This window comes from Marinimicrobium locisalis, from assembly GCF_039822625.1.
In the GTDB taxonomy this organism is placed as follows: domain Bacteria; phylum Pseudomonadota; class Gammaproteobacteria; order Pseudomonadales; family Cellvibrionaceae; genus Marinimicrobium; species Marinimicrobium locisalis.
On record NZ_JBDLLG010000006.1, the window covers coordinates 156,640 to 178,852 of the forward strand.

Annotated in this window: 16 protein-coding genes and 1 riboswitch; of the genes, 7 read left to right on the forward strand and 9 right to left on the reverse strand. The window is 61.5% G+C overall.

All coding sequences use genetic code 11. The annotated features are described in order from the left end of the window. Nucleotides 1-63: 63 nt before the first annotated feature. The 3 genes from AAE514_RS06050 to thiD all read right to left on the reverse strand — a co-directional run bounded on the left by AAE514_RS06050 (nucleotide 64) and on the right by thiD (nucleotide 3,985). Complete coding sequence (locus AAE514_RS06050; protein WP_347330625.1) at nucleotides 64-681, reverse strand: NUDIX domain-containing protein; 618 nt, start codon at nucleotides 679-681, stop codon at nucleotides 64-66. 492 nt (nucleotides 682-1,173) lie between these two features. Continuing rightward, nucleotides 1,174-3,069, reverse strand: coding sequence for a phosphomethylpyrimidine synthase ThiC (gene thiC / locus AAE514_RS06055; RefSeq protein ID WP_430623881.1), 1,896 nt, complete (start codon nucleotides 3,067-3,069; stop codon nucleotides 1,174-1,176). A 34-nt stretch (nucleotides 3,070-3,103) separates the two neighbouring features. Next, on the reverse strand, nucleotides 3,104-3,985 hold the full coding sequence (gene thiD / locus AAE514_RS06060) for a bifunctional hydroxymethylpyrimidine kinase/phosphomethylpyrimidine kinase (RefSeq protein WP_347330626.1): 882 nt from the start codon (nucleotides 3,983-3,985) through the stop codon (nucleotides 3,104-3,106). Nucleotides 3,986-4,069: 84 nt separating this feature from the next. Further along, nucleotides 4,070-4,173: riboswitch (TPP riboswitch) on the reverse strand. 224 nt (nucleotides 4,174-4,397) lie between these two features. Here thiD and AAE514_RS06065 point away from each other — a divergent pair. Continuing rightward, a complete protein-coding gene (locus AAE514_RS06065; protein WP_347330627.1) occupies nucleotides 4,398-5,789 on the forward strand; it encodes a TolC family outer membrane protein in 1,392 nt (463 codons plus the stop codon). A 101-nt stretch (nucleotides 5,790-5,890) separates the two neighbouring features. Beyond that, nucleotides 5,891-6,199, forward strand: coding sequence for a DUF2288 domain-containing protein (locus AAE514_RS06070; protein WP_347330628.1), 309 nt, complete (start codon nucleotides 5,891-5,893; stop codon nucleotides 6,197-6,199). A gap of 251 nt (nucleotides 6,200-6,450) precedes the next feature. On the opposite strand, the gene smrA is transcribed toward AAE514_RS06070, so the two are convergent. Further along, nucleotides 6,451-7,044: a DNA endonuclease SmrA gene (gene smrA / locus AAE514_RS06075; protein ID WP_347330629.1), complete on the reverse strand. Its 594-nt coding sequence runs from the start codon at nucleotides 7,042-7,044 to the stop codon at nucleotides 6,451-6,453. Nucleotides 7,045-7,159: 115 nt separating this feature from the next. Between smrA and AAE514_RS06080 the strand changes: the two genes are divergently transcribed. After that, nucleotides 7,160-8,065 carry a GGDEF domain-containing protein gene (locus AAE514_RS06080; RefSeq protein ID WP_347330630.1) on the forward strand — a complete coding sequence of 302 codons (906 nt, stop codon included), beginning with the start codon at nucleotides 7,160-7,162 and terminating at the stop codon, nucleotides 8,063-8,065. A 4-nt stretch (nucleotides 8,066-8,069) separates the two neighbouring features. Here AAE514_RS06080 and ppc read toward each other — a convergent pair whose 3' ends face one another. Beyond that, entirely contained in the window at nucleotides 8,070-10,685 is a 2,616-nt protein-coding gene (gene ppc, locus AAE514_RS06085) for a phosphoenolpyruvate carboxylase (RefSeq protein ID WP_347330631.1), read from the reverse strand. A gap of 380 nt (nucleotides 10,686-11,065) precedes the next feature. Between ppc and AAE514_RS06090 the strand changes: the two genes are divergently transcribed. Continuing rightward, the gene (locus AAE514_RS06090) at nucleotides 11,066-13,147 is read left to right on the forward strand and encodes a diguanylate cyclase domain-containing protein (protein ID WP_347330632.1); all 2,082 of its coding nucleotides are present in this window, start codon (nucleotides 11,066-11,068) and stop codon (nucleotides 13,145-13,147) included. Nucleotides 13,148-13,179: 32 nt separating this feature from the next. Here AAE514_RS06090 and AAE514_RS06095 read toward each other — a convergent pair whose 3' ends face one another. Then, nucleotides 13,180-15,768: a glycoside hydrolase family 3 protein gene (locus tag AAE514_RS06095; protein ID WP_347330633.1), complete on the reverse strand. Its 2,589-nt coding sequence runs from the start codon at nucleotides 15,766-15,768 to the stop codon at nucleotides 13,180-13,182. 177 nt (nucleotides 15,769-15,945) lie between these two features. Here AAE514_RS06095 and AAE514_RS06100 point away from each other — a divergent pair, with 177 nt between their 5' ends. Then, complete coding sequence (locus tag AAE514_RS06100) at nucleotides 15,946-17,088, forward strand: CNNM domain-containing protein (RefSeq protein WP_347330634.1); 1,143 nt, start codon at nucleotides 15,946-15,948, stop codon at nucleotides 17,086-17,088. Here AAE514_RS06100 and AAE514_RS06105 read toward each other — a convergent pair. The 3 genes from AAE514_RS06105 to efp all read right to left on the reverse strand — a co-directional run bounded on the left by AAE514_RS06105 (nucleotide 17,073) and on the right by efp (nucleotide 19,119). Beyond that, entirely contained in the window at nucleotides 17,073-17,444 is a 372-nt protein-coding gene (locus AAE514_RS06105; RefSeq protein WP_347330635.1) for a PA4575 family protein, read from the reverse strand. The genes AAE514_RS06100 and AAE514_RS06105 overlap by 16 nt on opposite strands. 84 nt (nucleotides 17,445-17,528) lie before the next feature. Next, complete coding sequence (gene epmA / locus AAE514_RS06110; RefSeq protein WP_347330636.1) at nucleotides 17,529-18,476, reverse strand: EF-P lysine aminoacylase EpmA; 948 nt, start codon at nucleotides 18,474-18,476, stop codon at nucleotides 17,529-17,531. 70 nt (nucleotides 18,477-18,546) lie between these two features. Then, nucleotides 18,547-19,119, reverse strand: a complete 573-nt coding sequence (gene efp / locus AAE514_RS06115) for an elongation factor P (RefSeq protein ID WP_347330637.1) — start codon at nucleotides 19,117-19,119, stop codon at nucleotides 18,547-18,549. Nucleotides 19,120-19,159: 40 nt separating this feature from the next. Between efp and epmB the strand changes: the two genes are divergently transcribed. Beyond that, the gene (epmB, locus tag AAE514_RS06120; protein ID WP_347330638.1) at nucleotides 19,160-20,182 is read left to right on the forward strand and encodes an EF-P beta-lysylation protein EpmB; all 1,023 of its coding nucleotides are present in this window, start codon (nucleotides 19,160-19,162) and stop codon (nucleotides 20,180-20,182) included. Between the two features lie 141 nt (nucleotides 20,183-20,323). Next, nucleotides 20,324-22,132, forward strand: a complete 1,809-nt coding sequence (locus tag AAE514_RS06125) for a hypothetical protein (RefSeq protein WP_347330639.1) — start codon at nucleotides 20,324-20,326, stop codon at nucleotides 22,130-22,132. Nucleotides 22,133-22,213: the final 81 nt, after the last annotated feature.

Sequence of the window (22,213 nt, forward strand, 5' to 3'; positions counted from 1 at the left end):
TGGGCGGCCTGGCCGCCCGGCGAATCGGACGGATTAAATTGAGTCTAACAGACCTTTGGGCATTTATCCCTGTTTCAACCGCTCCCGGTTGAGCTGCAGCCATTGCAGGCAGATCAACACGGCGGCGTTGTTGAAGCGCCCCTTGTACAGGCATTCGAAAGCCTCTAGCGCGGGAATGACGTGCACTTTGATGTCTTCGTTCTCCTCGTCCAGGCCGTGAATTCCGCCGGCTTGGCCGAGATCCACCAGGCTGCAGAGGACGTGCATTTTCTCATCACAGGCCCCGGGACTGGGGAAATAGCTGCCGATATACTCCAGGTGCTGGGGCTCGACGCCAGCTTCTTCGACGGATTCCCGTCGCGCCACGTCTTCGGGGGTTTCGCCCTCTTCGATCATGCCGGCGACGATTTCCAGGCACCAGGGGCCCTGAGGGTCATCGAGCGCACCGGCGCGGAATTGCTCCACCAAGCCAATGAGGTCGCGCTCGGGGTCGTAGAGCAGCACGCCGACGGCGGGGCCGCGCCGGAAGAGCTCGCGGGACATGGGGTCGGTCCAGCCCCCCTGAAACAGTTTGTGTTTGAGGGTGAGTTTCTCGGCGCGGAAGAAGTTTTTGTAGAGGGTTTCCCGGTCGGTGATTTCCACATCGTCGCGGGTGTAGGGGGCTTTTTTCCAGTTGGTCATGGTTCGAGCCTATTTAGAGGTGGAGCTAAAGTAGCGGCCACGGACCCGCCATCAGGCAGACGGTTTCGAAACCGTCTGCCTGACGCCGTGTCCTTGCAGTGAATTCTTACCGATATACTACGTAGCATGTGAGCGTTCGGCTAGCTTTAGCACGTGGAGGTCATGAATGGTAGGTGGCGGCTACCGCCTTACCATACCCTACGCTCCCCGAAGTCGCGGGTGCTAGGCTACTTGCAAGTGGGATTGGGATGAAGTGCAAAATGGTAGGTGCGCTTCGCTCCGAAGCGTCGTACCGACCAACCCTACGGCAGCTATCGAGTGTTCGGCTATCCACAGAGGGCGCGATGCCGGGTGAACCTTTCTCAAACCCTCACTTCAGGGACGAAGTGAGGGAGCTATAGGGACATATTCATCGCGTTTTGAGAAAGGTTCACCCGGTAGCGCGCCCGGACTCTCTGGAGGGTCCGGACGACCTGGAGAGAAAGCTCTCAATCAGACTTTCTGGTAAAGCTCCGCGCCCTGTTCGCGGAATTCGCGGGCTTTCTCCTGCATTTCGGCCTCCACGTCGATCATTCGGACGGCCTCTTCCACAACTTCTGTCCCCTGGGCCGCCACATGATCTCGCACTTCCTGAGAAATTCTCATGGAGCAGAACTTGGGCCCGCACATGGAACAGAAGTGCGCCACCTTGGCCGAGTCCTTAGGCAGCGTCTCGTCGTGGAAGGAGCGAGCCGTGTCCGGGTCCAGGCCCAGGTTGAACTGATCCTCCCAGCGGAATTCAAAGCGCGCCTTGGACAGGGCGTTGTCCCGCAACTGCGCCCCCGGATGACCCTTGGCCAAGTCCGCCGCGTGGGCGGCGATTTTGTAAGTAATAATGCCGGTTTTCACATCATCCTTATTGGGCAGGCCCAAGTGCTCTTTGGGCGTGACATAGCAGAGCATTGCGCAGCCATACCAGCCGATCATGGCCGCCCCGATGCCGGAGGTGATGTGGTCATAACCGGGGGCGATATCCGTAGTCAACGGCCCGAGGGTATAGAACGGCGCTTCGCCGCAGGCCTCGATCTGCTTGTCCATGTTTTCCTTGATCATCTGCATGGGCACGTGGCCGGGGCCCTCCACCATCACCTGAACGTCGTGCTCCCAAGCGCGGTGAGTCAACTCGCCCAGAGTCTCCAACTCACCGAACTGCGCCTCATCGTTGGCATCGGCCACCGACCCGGGGCGCAGGCCATCCCCCAGGGAGAAGGCCACGTCGTAGGCCTTCATGATTTCGCAGATATCATCGAAGTGGGTATAGAGGAAGCTTTCCTTGTGGTGGGCCAAGCACCATTTGGCCATGATCGACCCACCCCGGGAGACGATGCCGGTCACTCGCTCGGCGGTCAGAGGCACATAGCGCAGCAGTACCCCGGCGTGAATGGTGAAGTAATCAACGCCCTGTTCGGCCTGTTCGATCAGCGTGTCCCGGAAGACTTCCCAGGTCAGGTCTTCGGCAACCCCATCCACTTTCTCCAGCGCCTGATAAATGGGCACGGTACCGATGGGCACCGGAGAGTTACGCAGAATCCACTCCCGGGTTTCGTGAATGTGCTTGCCGGTGGACAGATCCATGACCGTGTCGGCGCCCCAGCGGGTGCCCCAGGTGAGCTTGGCGACTTCCTCTTCGATGGAAGAGCCCAGGGCCGAGTTGCCGATGTTGCCGTTGATTTTCACCAGGAAGTTACGGCCGATGATCATCGGCTCGGTTTCCGGGTGGTTGATATTGCAGGGGATGATCGCCCGGCCGCGGGCGACTTCCGAGCGCACAAACTCGGGGGTAATCTCATCGGGAATGTTCGCCCCGAACGCGACCCCGGGGTGCTGCATGTCGCCGCGCTCGCGCGCATCGGCCAGGGCCATGTTCTCGCGAATGGCGATATATTCCATCTCGGGGGTAATAATACCGCGCCGGGCATAGTGCATCTGGCTCACATTCGCTCCGCTTTTGGAGCGGCGGGGCTGGCGGGTGAGATCAAACCGCAGAGAGGTCAACTCCGGGTCCTCCATCCGCTTCTGTGTGTAGTGAGCGCTCGCTTTGGACAGTATCTCGGTATCGTCCCGCTCCTCAATCCAGGCGGCCCGGAGGGCGGGCAGACCCTGGCGCAGGTCGATATTCGCTTGCGGGTCGGTATAAATACCCGAGGTGTCATACACCCGCAGGCTCGGGTTGTCTTCACCCCCAAACTCGGTGGGCGTCTGACTCAGTTCGATTTCCCGCATGGGAACGCGAATATCCGGACGCGAGCCCTGGACATACACTTTTTTTGAGCCGGGCATCGGCTGGACCGAGGCATTGTCGACCTCGGCGGATTCGCGTAACGGTTGCGCTTTGGGTTGGGACGGCATAGCAAACTCCTTGATTCGGGTATTCAGTCAGTGGTCATTCGGTTTCGGAGGATAAAGGGGCGTGCGAGGGCAGCGGAGGCTCCGGCCAGTGCTGGCGATAGAAGTGGTCCAGTGGGCCCGCGCCGCGACCCAGCTGCCACCCCATTGAGCCGGCGAGCGCCCCCTGCACATAATCTTTGGCCTCGGCCACGGCGGTGGCAAGCGTCAGGCCCCGTGCCAGACCGGCGGCAATGGCGGCCGAAAGGGTACAGCCAGAGCCGTGGGTGTTGGCGGTTCTCAGGCGCGGGCGGGAGAGCACCTCGGACAGCTCGGCACTGAGCAGCAGGTCCATGGCCTCGGCCCCCTCGCTGTGCCCACCTTTGAGCAAGACCGCCCCCGGCCCCATGGCCAGGAGCTGTTCGGCTTGTCGCCACAGGCCGGCTTGCTCCTCGGTGGAGGGCTCTCCCAGCAGGGCGGCGGCCTCGGGCAGGTTGGGGGTAACCAGCGTGGCGCGGGGTAGGAGCCGGTCGCGGATAATGCGCTCCGCCTCCGGCTCCAGCAGGCGATCCCCACTGGTGGACACCATCACCGGGTCCACTACCAGGGGAATGTCGGGCCAGTCATTCAGCACTTGGACCACCGCCTCCAACACACCGACGTTGGCCAGCATGCCGGTCTTGATGGCGCGCACGGAGAAGTCAGAGAGTACGGAGTTGAGCTGCTGGACGACGAATTCGGGGGGCACCGGATGTACCGCCTGCACCCCCACGCTGTTTTGAGCGGTCAGGGCGGTCAGAGCGCTACAGCCGAAAATACCGCAGGCGGCAAAGGTTTTCAGGTCTGCCTGGATGCCCGCACCCCCGCCGCTGTCGCTGCCGGCAATGGTCAGCGCCACCGGGGGCCCGGAGCGATGGGGTTGAGCCAAAAAGTCGTTCACGCGTTCCACTCCCGAAGACAGTGGCGCGGGAAACGTCAGCAACAAGCCAGGAATGATCGTGAATCGGTGAGAAGCACCGAGAGGGGCCGTTTCGCTTTCGTTCCCTACGCCGGTATTAACCGGATCAGGTTCAACGGGTAAAATCTCAGCCCTGGGCTTTCAGCCCCGGGGCACCCCGACGATTGTTGGACAGTCTAGGCCAGTCATTCGGGCCTGTAAAGTCGGCGTGCCTGTTTCCGCAGGGCACCATCGGCCTCGGAGCTGGGCTTTGGCCGGCGCGCTTTTAACCCTTTTTTACAACTTCTCCCCGCGCGCGGGCTCGACCTCCCGCGAGCGAGTGAGTAAACTCCCGACTTGCCCACCAGTCGGTCGACGACGTCTCAACTCTGGAATGCAACGGACAGGAACTCACATGAAAACAACCCGAACGTTTTGGTTTCTCGGCCTGATCGCCATGGCCCCCCTTTCCGCCAGCGCCAACTCGCTGCTGGATGTGTATGAGCTGGCCCTGAAAAATGATGCCCAGTTGCAGGCGGACGAAGCCGCCTACGAGGCCGGACTGGAAAACCGGGCGATCGGTCGCTCCAAGCTGCTGCCAAAGATTGATGCTAGCGCCACTTACTCAAAAGAAGAGAACGAGACCCTCAACAACCTGACTGAGGAGGGCAGCGAAGGCGTGAAAGAAACAGAAACCGAGCAGTCCGGCTGGAGCGTGTCACTCTCACAGCCGTTGTTCAACATGCGAGCTTGGTACAACTACAAGCGGGGTGCCACTCTGAGCGAACTGGCGGAAGTTCAGTTCGGCGCCGCTCAACAGGACCTGATCGTCCGAGTCGCGCAGGCCTATTTCAATGTGCTGCGGGCCATCGACAACCTCGAAACCGCCAAGGCTGAAGAAGAGGCACTAGCCCAGCAACTGGAGCAGACCCAGCAGCGCTACGAGGTGGGGCTGACCGCCATCACCGAGGTGCACGAAGCACGCTCCGTCTACGACAGCGCCGCGGCCAATGTGCTGCAGGCCAGAGGGGACCTGGGAATTGCCTACGAAGAGCTGGAGGTGCTGACCGGCACACCGCTCAATGCCATCGCCCCGCTGCCGGACGACTTCGAAGCGGTGCGCCCGACACCGACCGACCGTCACGCCTGGGTAGAATTCGCGTTGGAAAACAACTACCAGTTGAAAGCCGCGCAACTGAACACACGCGCCTCCGAACAGACCGCCAAGGCCTCCAAGGCGCAACACTTACCGACGCTGGGGCTTTCTGCTTCTTACGGCGAGACGAACCGAGAGGGGTCGGAATTTTTAGGCAATCAAGTAATTGACAGCGATATCGAATCAGAGGGGCACAGCTTCGGTGTCAAGCTAGACGTACCGCTCTATTCCGGCGGTGGCGTTTCCGCCGAACGCCGTCAGACTCATGCTCAGTACCTGCAGGCACGCGCAGAATTCAACCGAACCCAGCGCAGCGTGATTCAAAGCACGCGCTCTTTGCACCTATCGGTGGAGACCGGAGTTTCGCAGGTAAAGGCTCGCCAGCAGGCAATTGTGTCCGCTCGCAGCGCCCTGGAAGCCACCCAGTCCGGTTACGAAGTCGGCACCCGCAACCTGGTGGAAGTTCTGCTGGCTCAACAGGCCGTTTACCAGGCCGAGCGCGACTATCAGAATGCCCTGTACGATTACATTATCAACACCTTCCAACTGCGCGAAGCGGCGGGCATGCTAACGCCCGCCGACATTCAGAACGTGGATGCAGCCCTGGCCCAAAACCAGATGCTGCGCCGCAACGAGTACGAGGTGTACTGATCGGCGGGATCGACGAAACCTTTTTTCCCCAAGCGCATCCGGCCGATGGCGGTCGGATGCGCGGAGGCCTTCAGAACGAACCGTTGAACCAGAAGAACACTATGACCGACGAACCTACCCTCCCCCTGGAAGCGACCCTCAACCTAGAAACCGCCACCATCCCCTGGCGTGAACTCGAACGATTTTTTGCCGCCGGGCGAGCCATTGGGGTTAGCCCTTCCCTGGATCTGATCAAGGTGGGCGCGGAGCTTTCCCGGGACAATGCCGAACAGTTCAAACAGTGGATGGATGAAGGCAAGGTAGACGTGGTCGGTGACGAACAAGCCCAAGCCTGGCACGAGGCGGACGCCGAAGTGTGGGCCTTGGTGATCAGGCCCTATGTGTTGGTTCAGGGAAAACTGGACGCTTGATGAGCCAGCGCACGCTCATGAATGGTGGGGCCTCGGGTGTTTTGATGGCGGATGCGCCTTCGGCTTATTCGCCCTACGTGACGATCGGTGACGTTAGCACTGAGGGCCGGTGCGGGTGAACCCTTTCAAGACCGTGGAGCGGGGGACCCGCGATTCGAGCCCCCAGGGAGGGGTTTACGGCGTGTCTTGAAAGGGTTCACCCGCACCGGCCCAGAGCTCAAATTCAACTTCCACAGGCGGCCCTTACCAATTCACCCTTTGCGCTTGTGTTGACGCTCCCAATTGTCCTGTCGTTTGCGCTCACTCTTGCGCAAAAGAATGTAAGTCGCGCCGCTGCTGCCGTGTTGGGGTAGCGCCGAGTGAAAGGCCAACACTTCCCGCATTTGCGGCAGCCAGTGCGCCACGCAGCTCTTAAGCAACGCCGGGCGCTTGCGCCCCACGCCCCGGCCGTGCGTCACCAGGCCGCAGCGTACATCCTGCGCCATGCAATCCTGCACAAACTGAAAGACCGCCCGGCGCGCCTCCTCGACCGTCATGCCATGAAGGTCCAAACGAGCATCAATCGTATACTTGCCCAAACGCAAATTGCGGTACACCCCGTTTTGCACTCCGGCACGCTTAAAATCCAACATATCGTGCGGGTCCAGCGGCGGGACATACTCGCCGGAGAGAAAGTTCTCGTCCGAGCCCACGGCGGCTTTTACCGCCGCCTCACGGCGCTGCGCCAGGGTCATTTCCGGCGCGTCTTGTCGGCCCAGCGGCACCTTGGGCTCACTTTTGATGGGTTGGACATCGCGCATCTCGCGCTCAAACAGCGCCCAGTCATCACTCTCATCACTGCTCATAACCGTTTCTCACTCTCTGGCGGAGATCGCGGCAGGCACCGGGAAAAGAACCGGGCGAGCCCTGTTGGCGCCTGCTACACTCTCTTCTACTATCGGCAATTCTCTTGAGAAAACCATGATCAGCCACTTTTCGAAGGCATTCACGACACTGCTGCTGACCGTGTTTTTCGCCTTTGCTTGGGCATTGTTTCTGTTTTATACCTTTCCGACCCTGAGGCCACAAAACGTAGAATGGGCCCAGGTTTCGCGGGACTTGGTCCTGTGCCTGGCCGCCTTTTTGCTATTTGCCATCGCCGCCTACCTGCCCGTGCGCCGGGCCGTTGCCGTTAAGCTGACGACAGGTTTCGGGCTTCATTTCCTCGGCGTTTGGCAAGGCCTGCTCAACAGGTTGATACAACCCAGTGGCGGACTGTTCCAGGCGATCGACCTGGTGCTCGCTCCTCTCGGTCTGCTGATCACCGCCCTGGGCCTATACCACCTGGGCCAAAGCTACCGCATCAACCGCTTGATACTCGGCAGCTACCAAAAAATCGAGCGAGACCTGGCAACGGTCGATCAGTTAACTCAACTGTACAACCGCCGCTATTTCTTTGCCACCTGCGGCCCCTTGGTGGAGCATACCCCCCAAGGCGACCAGCCCGTGGTTGTCGGCTTGCGGGTGCTCAACGTCACCGAGCTGAACCACAGGCTCGGGCTGCAGGCCGGGGACGACGTCTTGGTCCGGGTCGGCAAGGCAATACGGCGGTATTTGCGCCACGGCCAAATTGCCGCGCGCATGGGAGGCCGCCGCTTTGCCGTTTTTATGCCCGACGCCAGCGTGAAGGAAGCCGAACGCTTCGCGGAAGAGCTATCACATCGCCTCAACCATGTGCTTCTAAAAGACGAGCACGGCAAGGAGGTGTCGGTCAGCCTGGAGCTGAATTACCAAATAGCCGCCGCCGAGCCCGGGGAAACGCTGGAAAGCCTCTCCCAGCGCACGGGCTCGCCCCTTGAAGAAAGCGAGACCCCGAGAGGGCTCTAGAGCGCTAGCCCGTATTACGCATCCCCGCGGCGATGCCCGCCATGGTGACCTTCAAGGCACGCTCAAGCTCTGGGCTGATGGGCTTGCCACTGCGGTGGCGCTTAAGCAGCTCCGCCTGCAAATAGTTCAACGGGTCCACATAGGGCTTGCGCACCGTCAACGCCCGCTGGAGCATGGGCTCGTCGCTCAGCAGCTCGTCCTGGTGCTTAATCCGGTTGATCAGCACTTCAAGCGCACTCAAATCCGCCCGCAGCTGTTGCCCCAGCCCGTGCAGCTCCGCCGGCACCAGCTCTTTCTCGTAGTAACTGCAAATGGGCAGGTCGGCCTTGCCCACCACCATTTCCAGCAAGTCCAGGAAGCTGGAGAAAAAAGGCCAGTTTTCCAACATATCCACCAAGGTGGAGGGGGCGTTCTCCAGTGCGTACTCCAGCGCCTGGCGGGTACCCAACCAAGAGGGCAGGTTCAGACGCACCTGCATCCAGGCAAAGACCCAGGGAATGGCTCGCAGGCTATCTACGCCGCCAGTCGCCTTGCGCTTGGCCGGGCGGCTGCCCAGGGCCAATAGGTTCAGTTCCTGCTCAGGCGTCAGACTACGGAAATAAGGAACAAATTTGGGGTGACCGCGCACCACGTTGCGGTAGGCTTCCAAACTGCTTTGAGCCATGCGCTCGATCAAGTCCCGCCACTCTTGCGATGGCCCTTCGTGGGGCATCAATGTGGCGCGCAGCGTCGCGGAGACGTAGGTGGAGAAGCTGCTAAAGGCCGCCCGGGACTGGCCGAACTTGTAGCGGATCATCTCCCCTTGCTCGGTAACCCGAATCTGTCCGCGAACCGACCCCGGCGGCTGGGAGGCCATGGCCTTTTCCACCGGACCTCCACCGCGACCGACGGTACCGCCGCGGCCGTGGAACAGGACCAGGTCGATGTTTTGCTGCTGGGCGATTTCCACCAGTTTTTCCTGTGCCTTGTACTGGGCCCAGGTGGCGGCAAACTTGCCAGCGTCCTTAGCCGAGTCGGAATAACCGATCATCACCGTCTGACGCCCTTCGGTGTAGTCCTGGTACCAGGGAATCTGCCAGAGCCGCCCCATAACCTTGGGCGCCCGATCGAGGTCGTCCAGGGTTTCAAACAGCGGCACAATGGGCATTTTCCAAGTCATGCCGCACTCGCGCAGCAACAGTGCCACCACCATGACATCCGAGGGTTGCTGAGCCATGGAAATCACGTAGTGTGAGAGCGTCTCTTCCGGCTCCTGGGCAATTACCTTGCAAGTGGCCAGCACCTCCTCGGTTTCCTCGCTCATGGGCCAACGGGAAGGCAGCAACGGCCGCTTGTTCTCCAACTGCTCAAGCAGGAAAGCCTGACGCTGCTCTTCGTCCCACTCCAAATAGCTGCCCAGCTCCAGGTAGCGAGTCGCCTCATCAATGGCTTTAATGTGTCGTTCACCATCCTGACGGATGTCCAGAGGTACCAGGTTGATCCCGAAGCTCTGCACCCGGCGAATGTTGTCCAGCACCGGTCCATTGGCAATGTGGGGAAACCCGACTTCGCGCAGTGAGCGATAGCACATCAGCAGGGGCTCAAGCAGGTCCTCCCGCTGGGAAATGACCTCGGCGGTCAATTCGGGAGAGCGCCCCTTGAGACGCGCCTCGGTCCACTCCAGCGTCGCCTGCAGGCGTTGGCGCAGTTCGCCCAAAAGGCCCCGGTAGGGGGTGCGGCTGTCCGGGAAGCGGGCGCTCAGTTCGGCGTCCGCCTCATGCATGCTCAGGTCGTTGCTCAGGCTGGAAATGTCCCGCAGGTACAGGTCCGCCGCCATCCAACGGCCCAGCAACAGCACCTCCCGGGTGACCGTATGGGTCACATTGGGGTTGCCGTCGCGGTCACCGCCCATCCAGGAATAGAAGCTAAAGGGCTTCAGGTCCACCGGCAACCTCTGATCCAGATGCCGACCGCTGAGCCGGTCCAGGTGGCGGATAAAGTCGGGCACGGCCTGCCACAGACTGTTTTCGATGACCGCGAAGCCCCATTTGGCTTCGTCCACGGCGGTGGGCCGCTCGCTGCGGATTTCATCGGTGCTCCAGATTTCCTCTACCAGCCGGTGCAGGCGGCCCCGGTGTTTATCCTGCTCATAGGTGAGCAGGTTGCCGCGCTGTTGATCGCTCAAGGTGTGCACAATCTGGTCGTATTTGCGAATCAGGGTGCGGCGGGTGACTTCCGTCGGATGCGCCGTCAATACCAGTTGAATGTTGAGGTCGCGTACCACCTCCGCCAGGCGGTCCTGCCCATAGGTGTCCTTCAGCTCCAGCAGCAGGTTTTTCAAGCCGTCCTCCGGCTCGGCCTCGGCGCTGGAGAAGTACTCCTGCTCGGCGATATTGGCCAGGTTCAAAAACTGGTTAAAGGCCCGGACGATGGGCAAAACATCCTTATCATCCAACGCTTCCAGGCGCTCCACCAAGGGGGCGGAGTCTTCGTCTTCGGACTGCTGAATAGCCTTGCCCAGTTGGCGAATGTCCTCGATTTTCTGAAACAGGTCTTCCCCTTCATGATCGCGAACCGTATCGCCCAGCAACTCACCCAGCAGGCGGACGTTCTCCCGCAGCGTCTCTGGTAAAGCTTCCATAGAGCTACCTCCAAAATCAACAATGAGGCCGGCATTCTAGCGCAAACCGGCGGGCCGGGCACACGTCGCCCCCTTTTCCACAGCCGGAGCGCTATCCACAAAAACTGTGTACAACTGTGTGAATGACGGCTGAGTAACTGCCTCAACCCCGCGTAGCAGCGGCCCCGAAAGCCCTCGTTCAGTTTCTACCCAGCCCGTTAAAACTTGCCATTTTGGCCCTAAAAGGGAAAAATGCGTCGAACTGTTCGCTCGGCTCTCCGCTCCCCAGAGGCTCAGCCTATTGGCGAGCGTTTGCGAAGTCCCGGTTTCTGGGCAATGCTTGGGTTTGAGCCATTGCGCGCCGGTCAGCCGAGCCCACCCGATCTAAACAAGGAGTCCGCTTGCTGAGATTGTCAATTGTGTTTGGGCTACTGCTCGGCCTGAGCGCAACCGGCGCATGGTCCGCCGACGCCGTGGAAAGCGCCAAACCGCCCACCGGGATCGAACAGAGTGGGCGCTGGGTTGCTCCGATGCCCGCGGCGAATACTGCCACTGGGGCCCCCGACCCGGCGCTGCTGATCTCCACGCAGGTCAGCCCCGCCGGCGGGGGCGTTCTGTGGTACGAGCTGTCATTCACTCTGGCCGAGCCCACCGAACTGGTATTGGACTTCGCCAGCTCCTCCACGCTTAACCACTTTGTCCATACAGTGGTAAACGCCCGGGGCCGAGAGGTCGAGCGTCTGGAGGGCGGACTGCGCTTTAGCGACCGATATGATTACTTCCTGCGCCACGGCCGCCGCCTCACCCTCCCCGAGGGCGAATACCGGGTGCTGACCCGAATGCAAAGCCCCTTCTACTTGGCATTGCCGGAACCCCATGTGTTTGAGCGCCAAACCTACGAACAACAGATCGTCGGCACCCAGAGCCTGACGCTGGTGGGGCTCGGTATTTTCTTCGGACTGCTGTTCTACTATGCCGTGATGGCGATGTGGCGCCGCACCTGGACCGACGGGCTCTACGCCCTGTTTATCTTGGGGAACCTGTTGTACAACGGCGCGGCCATGCTGGTCTACAGCCATCTGTTCGGATGGACGTGGTTCTACCTGATCAGCACCCCGATTTTGTTCTCCAACGCGGTTTATATCGGGTTCGTGATGAAGCTGCTGGGTATCGGCCGGGAAAACCACCCGGTCCTGTTCTGGCTGGGTATCGCGTTATTGGGAGTGTTGGCGAGTTTCTGGCCCGCGGCGGTGCTCTGGCCCAACTGGGCGCTGGAGTTTTGCCGCCTGGGCGTGGCGATTTTTGCGCTCTACGGCCTGCTCTGCGGAGTAAGCTGCAGTTTGCAGGGGTATAAGGTAGCGCGCCTGTACCTGATCGCGAACGCCGCTTTTGCCGTGCCCGCGCTGATCGCCATTTCCATCCAAAGTACCGACCACCCCGTCTACCTGGTGGAGCACCTGGGCATGGTGGCGGTGTTGATCGAAGTGCTGTTACTGGCGCAAGTCATGAGCTATCAAATCGGGCGAGTCTACCGCGAACGCGCGGACAGCCAAATATCACTGGAGCGGGGACGGCTGCTGGACAATTTAACCGCTCAAGCGCCCGGCATCGTGTATCAGTTTGAAATGTCCCCAGAGGGCGAGCTAAGCATGCCCTTCGCCAGCCGGCGGATAGAGGAATACGTCGAGGTGAGCCCGGAACAGGTACGGGAGGATATTAACCACCTGCTGGCCCGCACCCACCCCCAGGATTATAAAGACATCATCGCCTCCATTGTCGCCTCCGCCCGCCACCTGAGCACTTGGCACCAGGAGTTTCGGGCGGTCATGCCCATTCAGGGAATGCGGTGGCTGGAAGGCACCGCCGAGCCGGAACGACTGCCCGATGGCACCACCCGCTGGTATGGTTTTATCAGCGATGTGACCGACCGCAAGCAGACGGAAGAGCATATGCGCCACATGGCTCAGCATGACCCACTGACCAACCTCCCCAACCGGGCGCTGTTCGCCGACCGCCTGGACCAGGCCCTGAAAAGCGCCGACCGTTACGGCGAGAGGGTCGCCTTGATGTTTATCGACATCGATGGTTTCAAGACCGTCAACGATCACTACGGCCACGAGCTGGGTGACGAGCTGCTAAAGCAGGTCTCGCAGGTAATGACAGTCAACCTCCGGGCGGCCGACACGGTCGCTCGCATGGGGGGCGACGAATTCGTCGTTTTGCTGGACAGCATTACGGGGGCGGAAGAGGCTCTGACAGTGGCCGAGAAGATTCGAAGAACCTGTGAGCACCCCTTCCGGGTAAAGGGGCACACCCTTCACATTGCCTGCAGCATCGGCGTAGCCCTGTACCCCGAACAAGCCGGTGACAACACGGAATTAATGCGCACGGCGGACCGGGCAATGTACCGCGCCAAAGAGGCGGGCGGCAACCAGGTCATTCTGGCCGAAAGCTGGGGGAGCTGGCCGGAAGCGGACGCCTGACCGCGCCCGCTTCAGCCAGCCATTGCCCACGGTTAGTCCGTGCAACTGAGGGTGGCGTCAGCCGCCTTGCCTTTTTCGACACGCACCTCGGCAAAAGTCACGTCCAACTGCCCTTCGGTCAGCAGCGAGAAGGGGCGGCGCACCTGGGTGATGAACTTTTCAATCGGCTCGCTCACTCCGAAGTTGGCGCCGGAGCGGGGGAAGCAGCTCAAATCCACACTGAAGGTTTGCCAGCCTTCGCCTTCCGCCGCGCTAAGCGGCTCGGTCATATTGATATCCGAGGCGCAATAAGAGCCGCAACCAAAACGCAACCACGTGGTGGCGGTGGGGGCTCGGTTGACCTTCATATCAAAGCTCAGCGCCGCATCGTCTTCCAGGTAACCGGTCCAGTCCTGGCGCTGAGGGGCAAACAGCGCCACCTGGCCGGGGCCCTCGCCGCTCCAAACCACCTGACGGGCGTCCTGCTGCTCGTTACGGTCCACCGCTTCAATGCGCAGGGTGGAGACTTCAACCAGGTTACTGGTCATGGTTTTGCGATCATTTTGAGCGCCGATGATTTCCAGCTCCCAGACACCCAAAGGCCGGCGCTTGAACAGCTCCAGCCGGTCCTGAGTCGCGGCCACTTCCAGTCCTTTTTCGGACAGAGGCTCGGTCAGGGAGGACTTCTCGCCATAGCTTAAGCCATAACCATAGGCAAAGAGCGGGTCATAGGATTCATCACCCACATTGAGCGGGGTCTGATCGGGGCGCTTGGGCCAGCTGAACGGCAGCTCGCCGCTCATGGGGAAGTTCACTTCGCCCTCGTTGTCCCGGAAAATGACATCGGCAATTCCGCCTCCTTCGGTGCCCGGCAGCCAGACCACCACGAAGGCATCGGAGGCGTTCAGTTCCCGGTTAACCCACAGGGGCCGGCCGGTAATAAACAGGGACACCACCGGGATCCCTTCCCCCTGCAAGCGTTTGAGTAATTCCCAGTCACTGGGGGCTCTGGGCGCGTAGGCCAGGTTGCCCCGGTCGCCCTGCATTTCGGCGTAGGGGTCTTCTCCGAACACGACGATGGCGACATCCGGCTTTTGCTCGTACTCGCCGTCGATGCTCAGCACCGCCTGGCCGCCACCGGCGGAGACGGTCGCGTCAATACCGTCATAAATGGAGGTGGCGCCCGGAAAGTCGCTGTTCTTATTGCCGGTGCCCTGCCAGGTCACCGACCAGCCACCGGCCTGTTTGGCGATATCATCCGCGCCATCGCCCGCCACCAGCACACGCTGGTCACGACTGAGCGGCAGCAGTTGCTCCCGGTTTTTCAGCATCACCAGGGACTCACGCACGGCTTGCCGGGCGACCTGTCGGTGCTCGGCCGAGCCCAGCACGTCGGTGTCGCCGGCCAGTACCCGCTCCGAGGGCGCGCCCTTTTCAAACAAGCCCGCACGCAGCTTTACGCGCAGAATGCGGCGCACCGCATCGTCAATCCGCGCCCGGCTGATGGTGCCATCGCGCACTTGTTCGATGGTATTCCAGTACAGTTCTTTCCATTCCGGGCCCGGCGCCATAAACATGTCCAGCCCGGCATTCACGGAACGGGCGCAGCTCTCGGGGGAGCACCCCTGAACAAAGCCATGACCACTCCAGTCACCCACCACAAAGCCGTCAAAACCCATCTGGTCTTTGAGCACGTCAGTCAGCAAGTATTTGTGGCCGTGCATGCGCTCGCCCTCCCAACTGGTAAAGGAGGCCATGACCACCTGAACGCCGGCTTCAATAGCGCTGAAGTAACCCGCGCCGTGAATGTCCCGCAGCGCTTTTTCATCGCCGAGGGTTTCCCCTCGATCCACGCCTTGAGCGGTACCGCCATCACCAATGAAATGCTTGGCGGTGGCGATCACATGCCGTTCAGACAGAAAGTGAGCGGAGTCGGGCTCGCCCTGGAGCCCCTTTACCATGGGCCCGGCATACTCGCCCACCACCTCGGGGCTCTCGGCATAGGCCTCGTAGGCCCGACCCCAGCGGTCGTCCCGAGCCACGGCCACGGTGGGCGAGAAGTTCCAGTCCAACCCGGTGACGGCAATTTCCCGGGCGGTGGCCTCACCAATCTTGCCGATCAGCTTGGGATTGCGCGTGGCCCCCAGGCCAATGTTGTGGGGAAAGAGCGTGGCGCCGACAACATTGCCCAGGCCGTGCACGGCATCCGTGCCCCACATGATGGGAATTCCGGTGCGGCCATTGGCGGTGTCCACCGAGGCGGTGTAGTAGGCGTCCGCCAAGTCCACCCAGGCTTGGATGGGGGCGTGCTTGTCGTTGCCCGGAGTCGTGCCGCCGCCGTTGAGGACTGAGCCGAGGTGGTACTCGCGTACGTCCTCCGGGGTCGCGGTCTTGATTTCCGGCTGAATCATCTGTCCGATCTTCTCCTCCAGCGTCATTGTCGCCAGCAGGTCGTCGATGCGCGACTCGATTTCCGGGGTTTGAGGGACCGGCGTCTCCAGCCGGGGCCACTCAACGGTGGTAGAGGGCTCTGAACGGGCGGCCTGCTCGTCGGGCGTTTGCGTCGAATCGGGAGAGCAGGCAAGCAGGCCCGCGAGCGCGAAACTCAGGCCGCCGATGCGAAGACCGGATAAACATTGCATAGTATTGACCTTGTCATTTGACGTTGTTGTGGAAGTTTTTTGTGAGCGAAAATTACCCTTCTGTGCTTATACCTGTCAACGAGTACGACGCCAACGATCCCAGCGCGGGGCTGACATTGGGAATAGGGTGGGCCGGGCTGATATGATTGCCGGCTCCACTTCTGTCAGAGCGCGCCCATGACCCTGCTGCTGATTTATATCGCCCTCGCTCTCGGAATCTCCTTCCTGTGCTCGGTGGCCGAGGCGGTTCTGCTAAGCGTAACTTCGGCCTACACCAGTGTCCTGAATCAGGAGGGCAAACGCTCGGGCACCCTGCTAAGCGCCCTCAAACAGAACATTGACCGGCCGCTAGCGGCCATTTTAACGCTTAACACTATTGCTCACACCGCGGGGGCCGCCGGGGCGGGCGCCCAGGCCACCCAGGTTTTCGGCAGCGCTTACCTGGGGGTCTTTTCGGCGGTACTGACGTTACTCATTCTGGTCTGCTCGGAGATCATACCCAAAACCCTGGGCGCTTTTTACTGGCGGGCACTGGCGCCGGCCACGGCCCATGGCCTGCATTATCTGATTTATGCGCTCTATCCGTTTATTGTCATGTCGGAGTTCCTTACCCGGCTGATCACCCGGGGCAATGCGCAGGCTTCCGGGTTTGACCGTCACGAGCTGACGGTCATGGCCGACCTAAGCTCCCAGGAGGGCCACCTGGACGAGCGGGAAACGGGCATTATGAAAAACCTGCTGATGCTCAAACAGACCCCGATTAAGGATGCCATGACCCCGCGTACCGTGCTGTTTTCCGCCGCTGGGGAGCAAAGCGTGACCGAGTTTTTCGACAGCCACCGCACCATTCCCTTTTCCAGAATTCCCATTTACCGGGAGGATCCGGACGACATTACCGGGGCAGTATTGTTGAACGAGCTGCTCCTTGCTCAAGCCAAGGGTGAAGGTGATCAGCCGCTCAAGCACTACCGCCGCGACATTCCCGCCCTGCTCGATAGCATGCCCCTGACCCAAGCGCTGGAGGAGTTTCTGCGCCAGCAAATTCACATGATTCTGGTGGTGACCGAGTACGGCTCGGTGGTGGGGGTTATCACGCTGGAGGATGTTCTGGAGACGCTGCTGGGCCTGGAGATCGTGGACGAGAAGGACAAGACCCGCAACATGCAAGAACTGGCCCGCCGGCGTTGGCGCCGCCAAGCCCGGAAAATGGGCATCAACCCCGACGCCACAACGGCTGAAGACTATGAAGAGCCCCCCGCTGAGCCCGGGGTGGGAGAAGACCAGAGCCACCCACGGGGGGACGATTACCAGTCCAAATAAACATCCTTTGGGTCGAATTGGTAGCTAACGCGGTGGCGCTCATGCTGCCGGCATACCTCACGAATTGCCCGCTGGGCGGTCAGCGCCCAAATATCGTGCGCCTCGGACACCACAAACCCCTGCCGAAGAAGCGCGCCGGCAATCGCCCGTCTGGCCCCCAGCGCCTGTTGCAGCGAGTGGTAAGGGCCCTGCTGCTGGGTGCGCTCGGGCTGAAGGCCGGAACCGGCAAAGGCGAACAGCGCAAAGCGCCCCCCTTCATCCCGGCGCAGGTGGATTTCAACCCGGTCTTGCTCGCCCCGCCGCAGAACAAGCGGCTGTTCACTGGCGGGAATGGACACGTCGTACTGAAGGTTCATGACGGCCGACCTCATTAACCCATGGGTAGTCCTTTAAGCCTAACAGCTCCCCCGCACTTCACAAGCAAACGCCTTTTAAGAGCGTTATAGCCGGTCAATATCGAAGGCGAGCACTTCGGCGATCGAGCGGGCACCGGTCAGGCACATGAGCAGGCGGTCCATGCCCAACGCCACCCCCGCGCTCTCGGGCAAACCGGCGTCGAGAGCGGCCAGCAACTTCTCATCCATTGGGTAGAGCGCCAGCCCCAAGGCACGGCGCCGCGCCAGGTCCGCCTCAAAGCGGCGGCGCTGCTCCGGGGCGTTGGTCAGCTCCCAGTAACCGTTGGCCAGTTCCATACTGCCGATAAACGCCTCGAACCGACGGGCCACCGTTTGCCCCTGGGCATCGGTATCCAGCCGAGCCAGGGCCGCCTGACTTGCCGGGTAGTCATAAACGAATGTCAGTCCCGGGCCGAGCGTGCCCTCCAGCTCGTGGGTAACCAGCAGATCCAGCCAGAAGTCTCTGTCTTCCTCTCCCGCCTCAATGTTGATGCGTTCACGGGCGAGCGCCGCCAGTTGCCCGGCGCTGGCCAGGTGTGGGTCCAGCCCCAGGTGGCGTTCAAACCACTGACGGTAGCTGAGGTAGGTGACCGTCAGACCGGGCAGAACGCTGAGCACCAGTGCTTCCACCTCTCGCATTAACTGGCGGTCATCCCAGCCGGGGCGATACCACTCCAGCAGGGTAAACTCGGGGTTGTGCTTTCGTCCGCGCTCGCCGTCGCGAAACACTTTGCCCAGCGAATAGATGGCCCCCGCCCCGGCGGCCAGCAGTCGCTTCAGGGCAAACTCGGGGGAAGTCTGCAAATAGTAGGGGCGGCCACCGCACTGGGCGGTGACCGAATCGATAAACGGGTCGGTCACCGTGGCCGCGCCCATCACCGGCGCTTCGATTTCCAACACCTCGCGTTCGGCAAAAAAACCGCGAACCTGCCGGTATAGCCGGGCGCGCTGGCGCAGTTGTTCGAGGGGGGCAGAGGGTTGCCAGTCAGTCATCGGCGTGGTCGGTTACCATCAATGGCGGGGAGGCACCCGCCCGGTCGGTGCCGGGCGGATGGCGAAGGAATCAGTCCTTGGAGGCGCGGCCGAGGTATTCCCCGGTGCGAGTATCCACGCGAACTACATCGCCTTGATTCATAAACAGCGGCACCTTCACCACGGCGCCGGTGCTCAGGGTCGCCGGCTTGGTGCCGCCCTGGGCGGTGTCGCCCTTGAGGCCGGGGTCGGTTTCCACCACTTCCAGCTCCACATGGTTGGGCGGGTTCACGGCCAGGGGCGCGCCGTTGTACAGGGTGATTACGCACCGATCCTGTTCGCTGAGCCACTTGGCGGCGTCCCCCACCGCGGCCTTGTCGGCCTGGTGTTGCTCAAAGGTGATGGGGTCCATAAAGTGCCAGAACTCTCCGTCGGTATAGAGAAAGTCCATGTCCAGGTCGGTCACATCGGCGCCTTCGAGGTTTTCACTGCCGCGGAAGGTGCGATCCCACACACGCCCGGTTTTCAGGTTGCGCAGCTTGACCCGGTTAAAGGCCTGCCCCTTGCCGGGCTTAACCAGCTCGTTTTCCACGATGTTGCAGGGGTCACCGTCGAGCATGACTTTCAGCCCGACACGGAAATCGTTGATAGAATAGGTGGCCATTACGCCCTCTCGTTGACTTCTGGAATGTTAAAAGGCGCCCATGATACATCGAACCGCCACTACTTGGCAGGCCCCCCGCTGGCAAAGCGAACTGGCGGACATTATTCGCTCGCCCCGAGAACTGTTCGAATTGCTGGAGCTCGACCCGACCTCCCTGCCGGTGGCCCTGCGAGCCAGCGATGACTTCGCCCTGCGGGTACCCCGCGCCTACGCCGCCCGCATTCGCAAGGGTGACCCGGAGGACCCCCTGCTGCGCCAGGTTCTGCCGGTGGGCGAGGAGCTTGAGACCGCGCCCGGCTACAGCCAGGACCCACTGGGCGAGGCCGAGGCCAACCCGCACCCGGGCCTGATCCACAAATACCACGGCCGGGTTCTGCTGATTGTTTCCGGCGGCTGCGCCATCAATTGCCGTTACTGTTTCCGCCGACACTTCCCCTACGCCGAGAACAACCCCGGCCGGGCCCGCTGGCAGACGGCGCTGGACTACATTGCCGCCGACCCCAGCATCACCGAGGTGATTTACAGCGGCGGGGACCCTCTCAACGCTCCCGACCGGCAACTCAAGTGGCTGACCGAGCGCGTCACCGCCATTGAGCATGTGCGCCGCTTGCGGGTCCACACACGGCTGCCGGTGGTGCTGCCCAACCGGATCGACGAGCAGTGCGTTGAGTGGCTCACGGATCATGCGCTCACCAGCACCGTGGTAATTCACAGCAACCATGCCCGCGAGCTGGATGCCGAGGTGGGCGCGGCCCTGGCGCGCCTGCGCGAGGCCGGTGTTACGCTGCTCAACCAGGCGGTGTTGCTGCGCGGGGTCAATGACAATGCCACGGCGCTGAGCGAGTTGAGCGAGCGGCTCTTCGAGCTGGGGGTTCTGCCCTATTACCTTCACCTGCTGGACCCGGTCGCCGGTGCGCACCATTTCGACGTGCCGGCGGCCGAGGCACTGGCTCTGCACCGACGCCTGCGCGAAACGCTGCCGGGCTACCTGGTGCCCAAGCTTGTGCGGGAAATCGCGGGGGAGCCCTGTAAGACCCCGGTCAACGAAACAGACGCCCGATAGGATCTGCTATAGTCAGAGCACATACCGTTTGAAGCTGTAAGTTGATCGACCGAGAATCACCCACAGGGATTGACCGAGGGCGCCAATCAGCCAGGGGATGCCGGTCAGCGCCGGGCTTGACCACCGACGACAGGATACTGAATGATCGCTGAGACGCCGCCGAATGAGCTGTTGAGCCGATGTAAAGTCCCCCAACAGGACTTGGAGGCGCTATCATTCTGTGCCACCAAGCCGGCCAAAGTCGCCGAATGGGCCCAGGCCCTGCCCATGACCCGCATCAACTACGTCAGCAGCCTGCTCTACAAGGCGCTGCCGGAAATCGCCCGGCTCAAAGCGGGCCCTCAGGCTCGCCTGGAAATGCTCGAAGCCTTGCGCCCGGCGGTTCAACAGGCACTTCAGGGGCTCGCGCCCCAATTCCTCAATCAACCGCTCATTCTCCCGGAGGCGGCCCGCAAAACCGCCACCGTGGCCCAAGCGCTGCAAAAACACATGACCCAGGGGTACCTGGCGACGGTGCGAGAGCTCGGGGCAACCACCAAAGGCAACGCCGATACCTTAGCGGCGCTGCGGGCTCTGGCCCTGCAGCGGGCCATTTCCGGCATGGGGCTACTGTTGCTTCGCAGCTACCAGCTTTATACACCGGTACCCAGCCGGCTGTGGCTAGAACTGCACGCCCTCTATCAACTGGCCGCGTATTGGCAGGTGGCCGCTCTTCCCGTGGCCGAAGCGCTGCCTGGCCACCAGCGCCTAAACACCGTGGAGCGATGCTACCAGCGGCTTCTGCTACTGGCCTGCGCCCGGCCCAACCAACTGCGCCAGACCGAGGTGGGCCTGACCTACGAAGCCCTGGAACAACTGGCGCCTCTGGCCCACATGGTGGCCTACGACCCCACCCAGGAAGACAACCTGTTCGCGGTGGTGCTCGACAGCGATACCCCGCCGCTGTATAAGTCCCGCCTGCCCCGCACGCCGGGGGGCGCGATTCGCGAGCTGGACACCGGCCCCGTGGTGGCGGCTCTGCAGACGGCCCGGGAGGCCCTGGGAGAAGGCTCCGGCGCCGCCCGGGACGAGTACGGTTTGAGCATCGCGCTGAATGACCACCTGCGCCAGTCCTGGCATCTACTGGCCCAGCGAAGCTTCGAGCGACGCCCCGGGAAGGGCCGGATGGACATCACCATCGGCTTGTCGAACCTGCACTTTCACCTCTGCGGCGGACAGCCGTTCAAGCTGTTTATGAACCAGGCGAGTCACCTTCAACAAGAAGACGGGACTTCATTAAGCGCCACCCCGCCGGGCATTCCCACACTGGAAGAAGACCCCTGGGGCGACGCCTTTGACGCCGGCGGCAGCCGGCTGGCCGGGCACGGCGTGGGCACCTTCAATATTGAGCACGACATCCGACAACGGGCGCAAACGGAGTACCAGGGCGAACACCCTACCTACCAAGTGCCCATTGTGGATATTAGCCTGGGCGGTTACTGCCTGGAGTGGCGCGATCAAGTCCCGGCCCAGCTCAAAGCCGGGGAGCTTTTGGGCGTGAAAGAAGAGGGCCGCCACAAGTGGAGCGTGGGCGTGGTGCGCTGGGTTCAGCAGTCCCGGGAGGCTACGCTAATCGGGATTCAGACCTTGGCGCCCCAGGCAACCCCGCTCGGGGCCGCCGTGGTGTACAAAACCGGCGGCTACTCCGAGTTCCTGCGCGCGCTGGAAGTGCCCGCCCTGCGCGCGATCAATCAGCCGGCGACCTTGCTGACCAACTCGGTCACCTTCCACGAATACAGCAAGGTGCGCCTGTACCGCCGACACAGCGGCCCGCGGGAAGACAATCACAAGAACCAGATAAACGTACAGTTAACCCGGCGGCGCTTCTCCACCGGCGCCGTGAGTCAATTCGAGTACCGGGAGCTGACCCCGGACACCAGCGCCAGTAGAAAAGATAGCGACAGCCTTTGAAGGCTAAAGAATCAATAGGCCGAGCCGATTCACAAAATTGGCAGGAATTTACAGGTTATTGTCATATGAACCAACATTGGT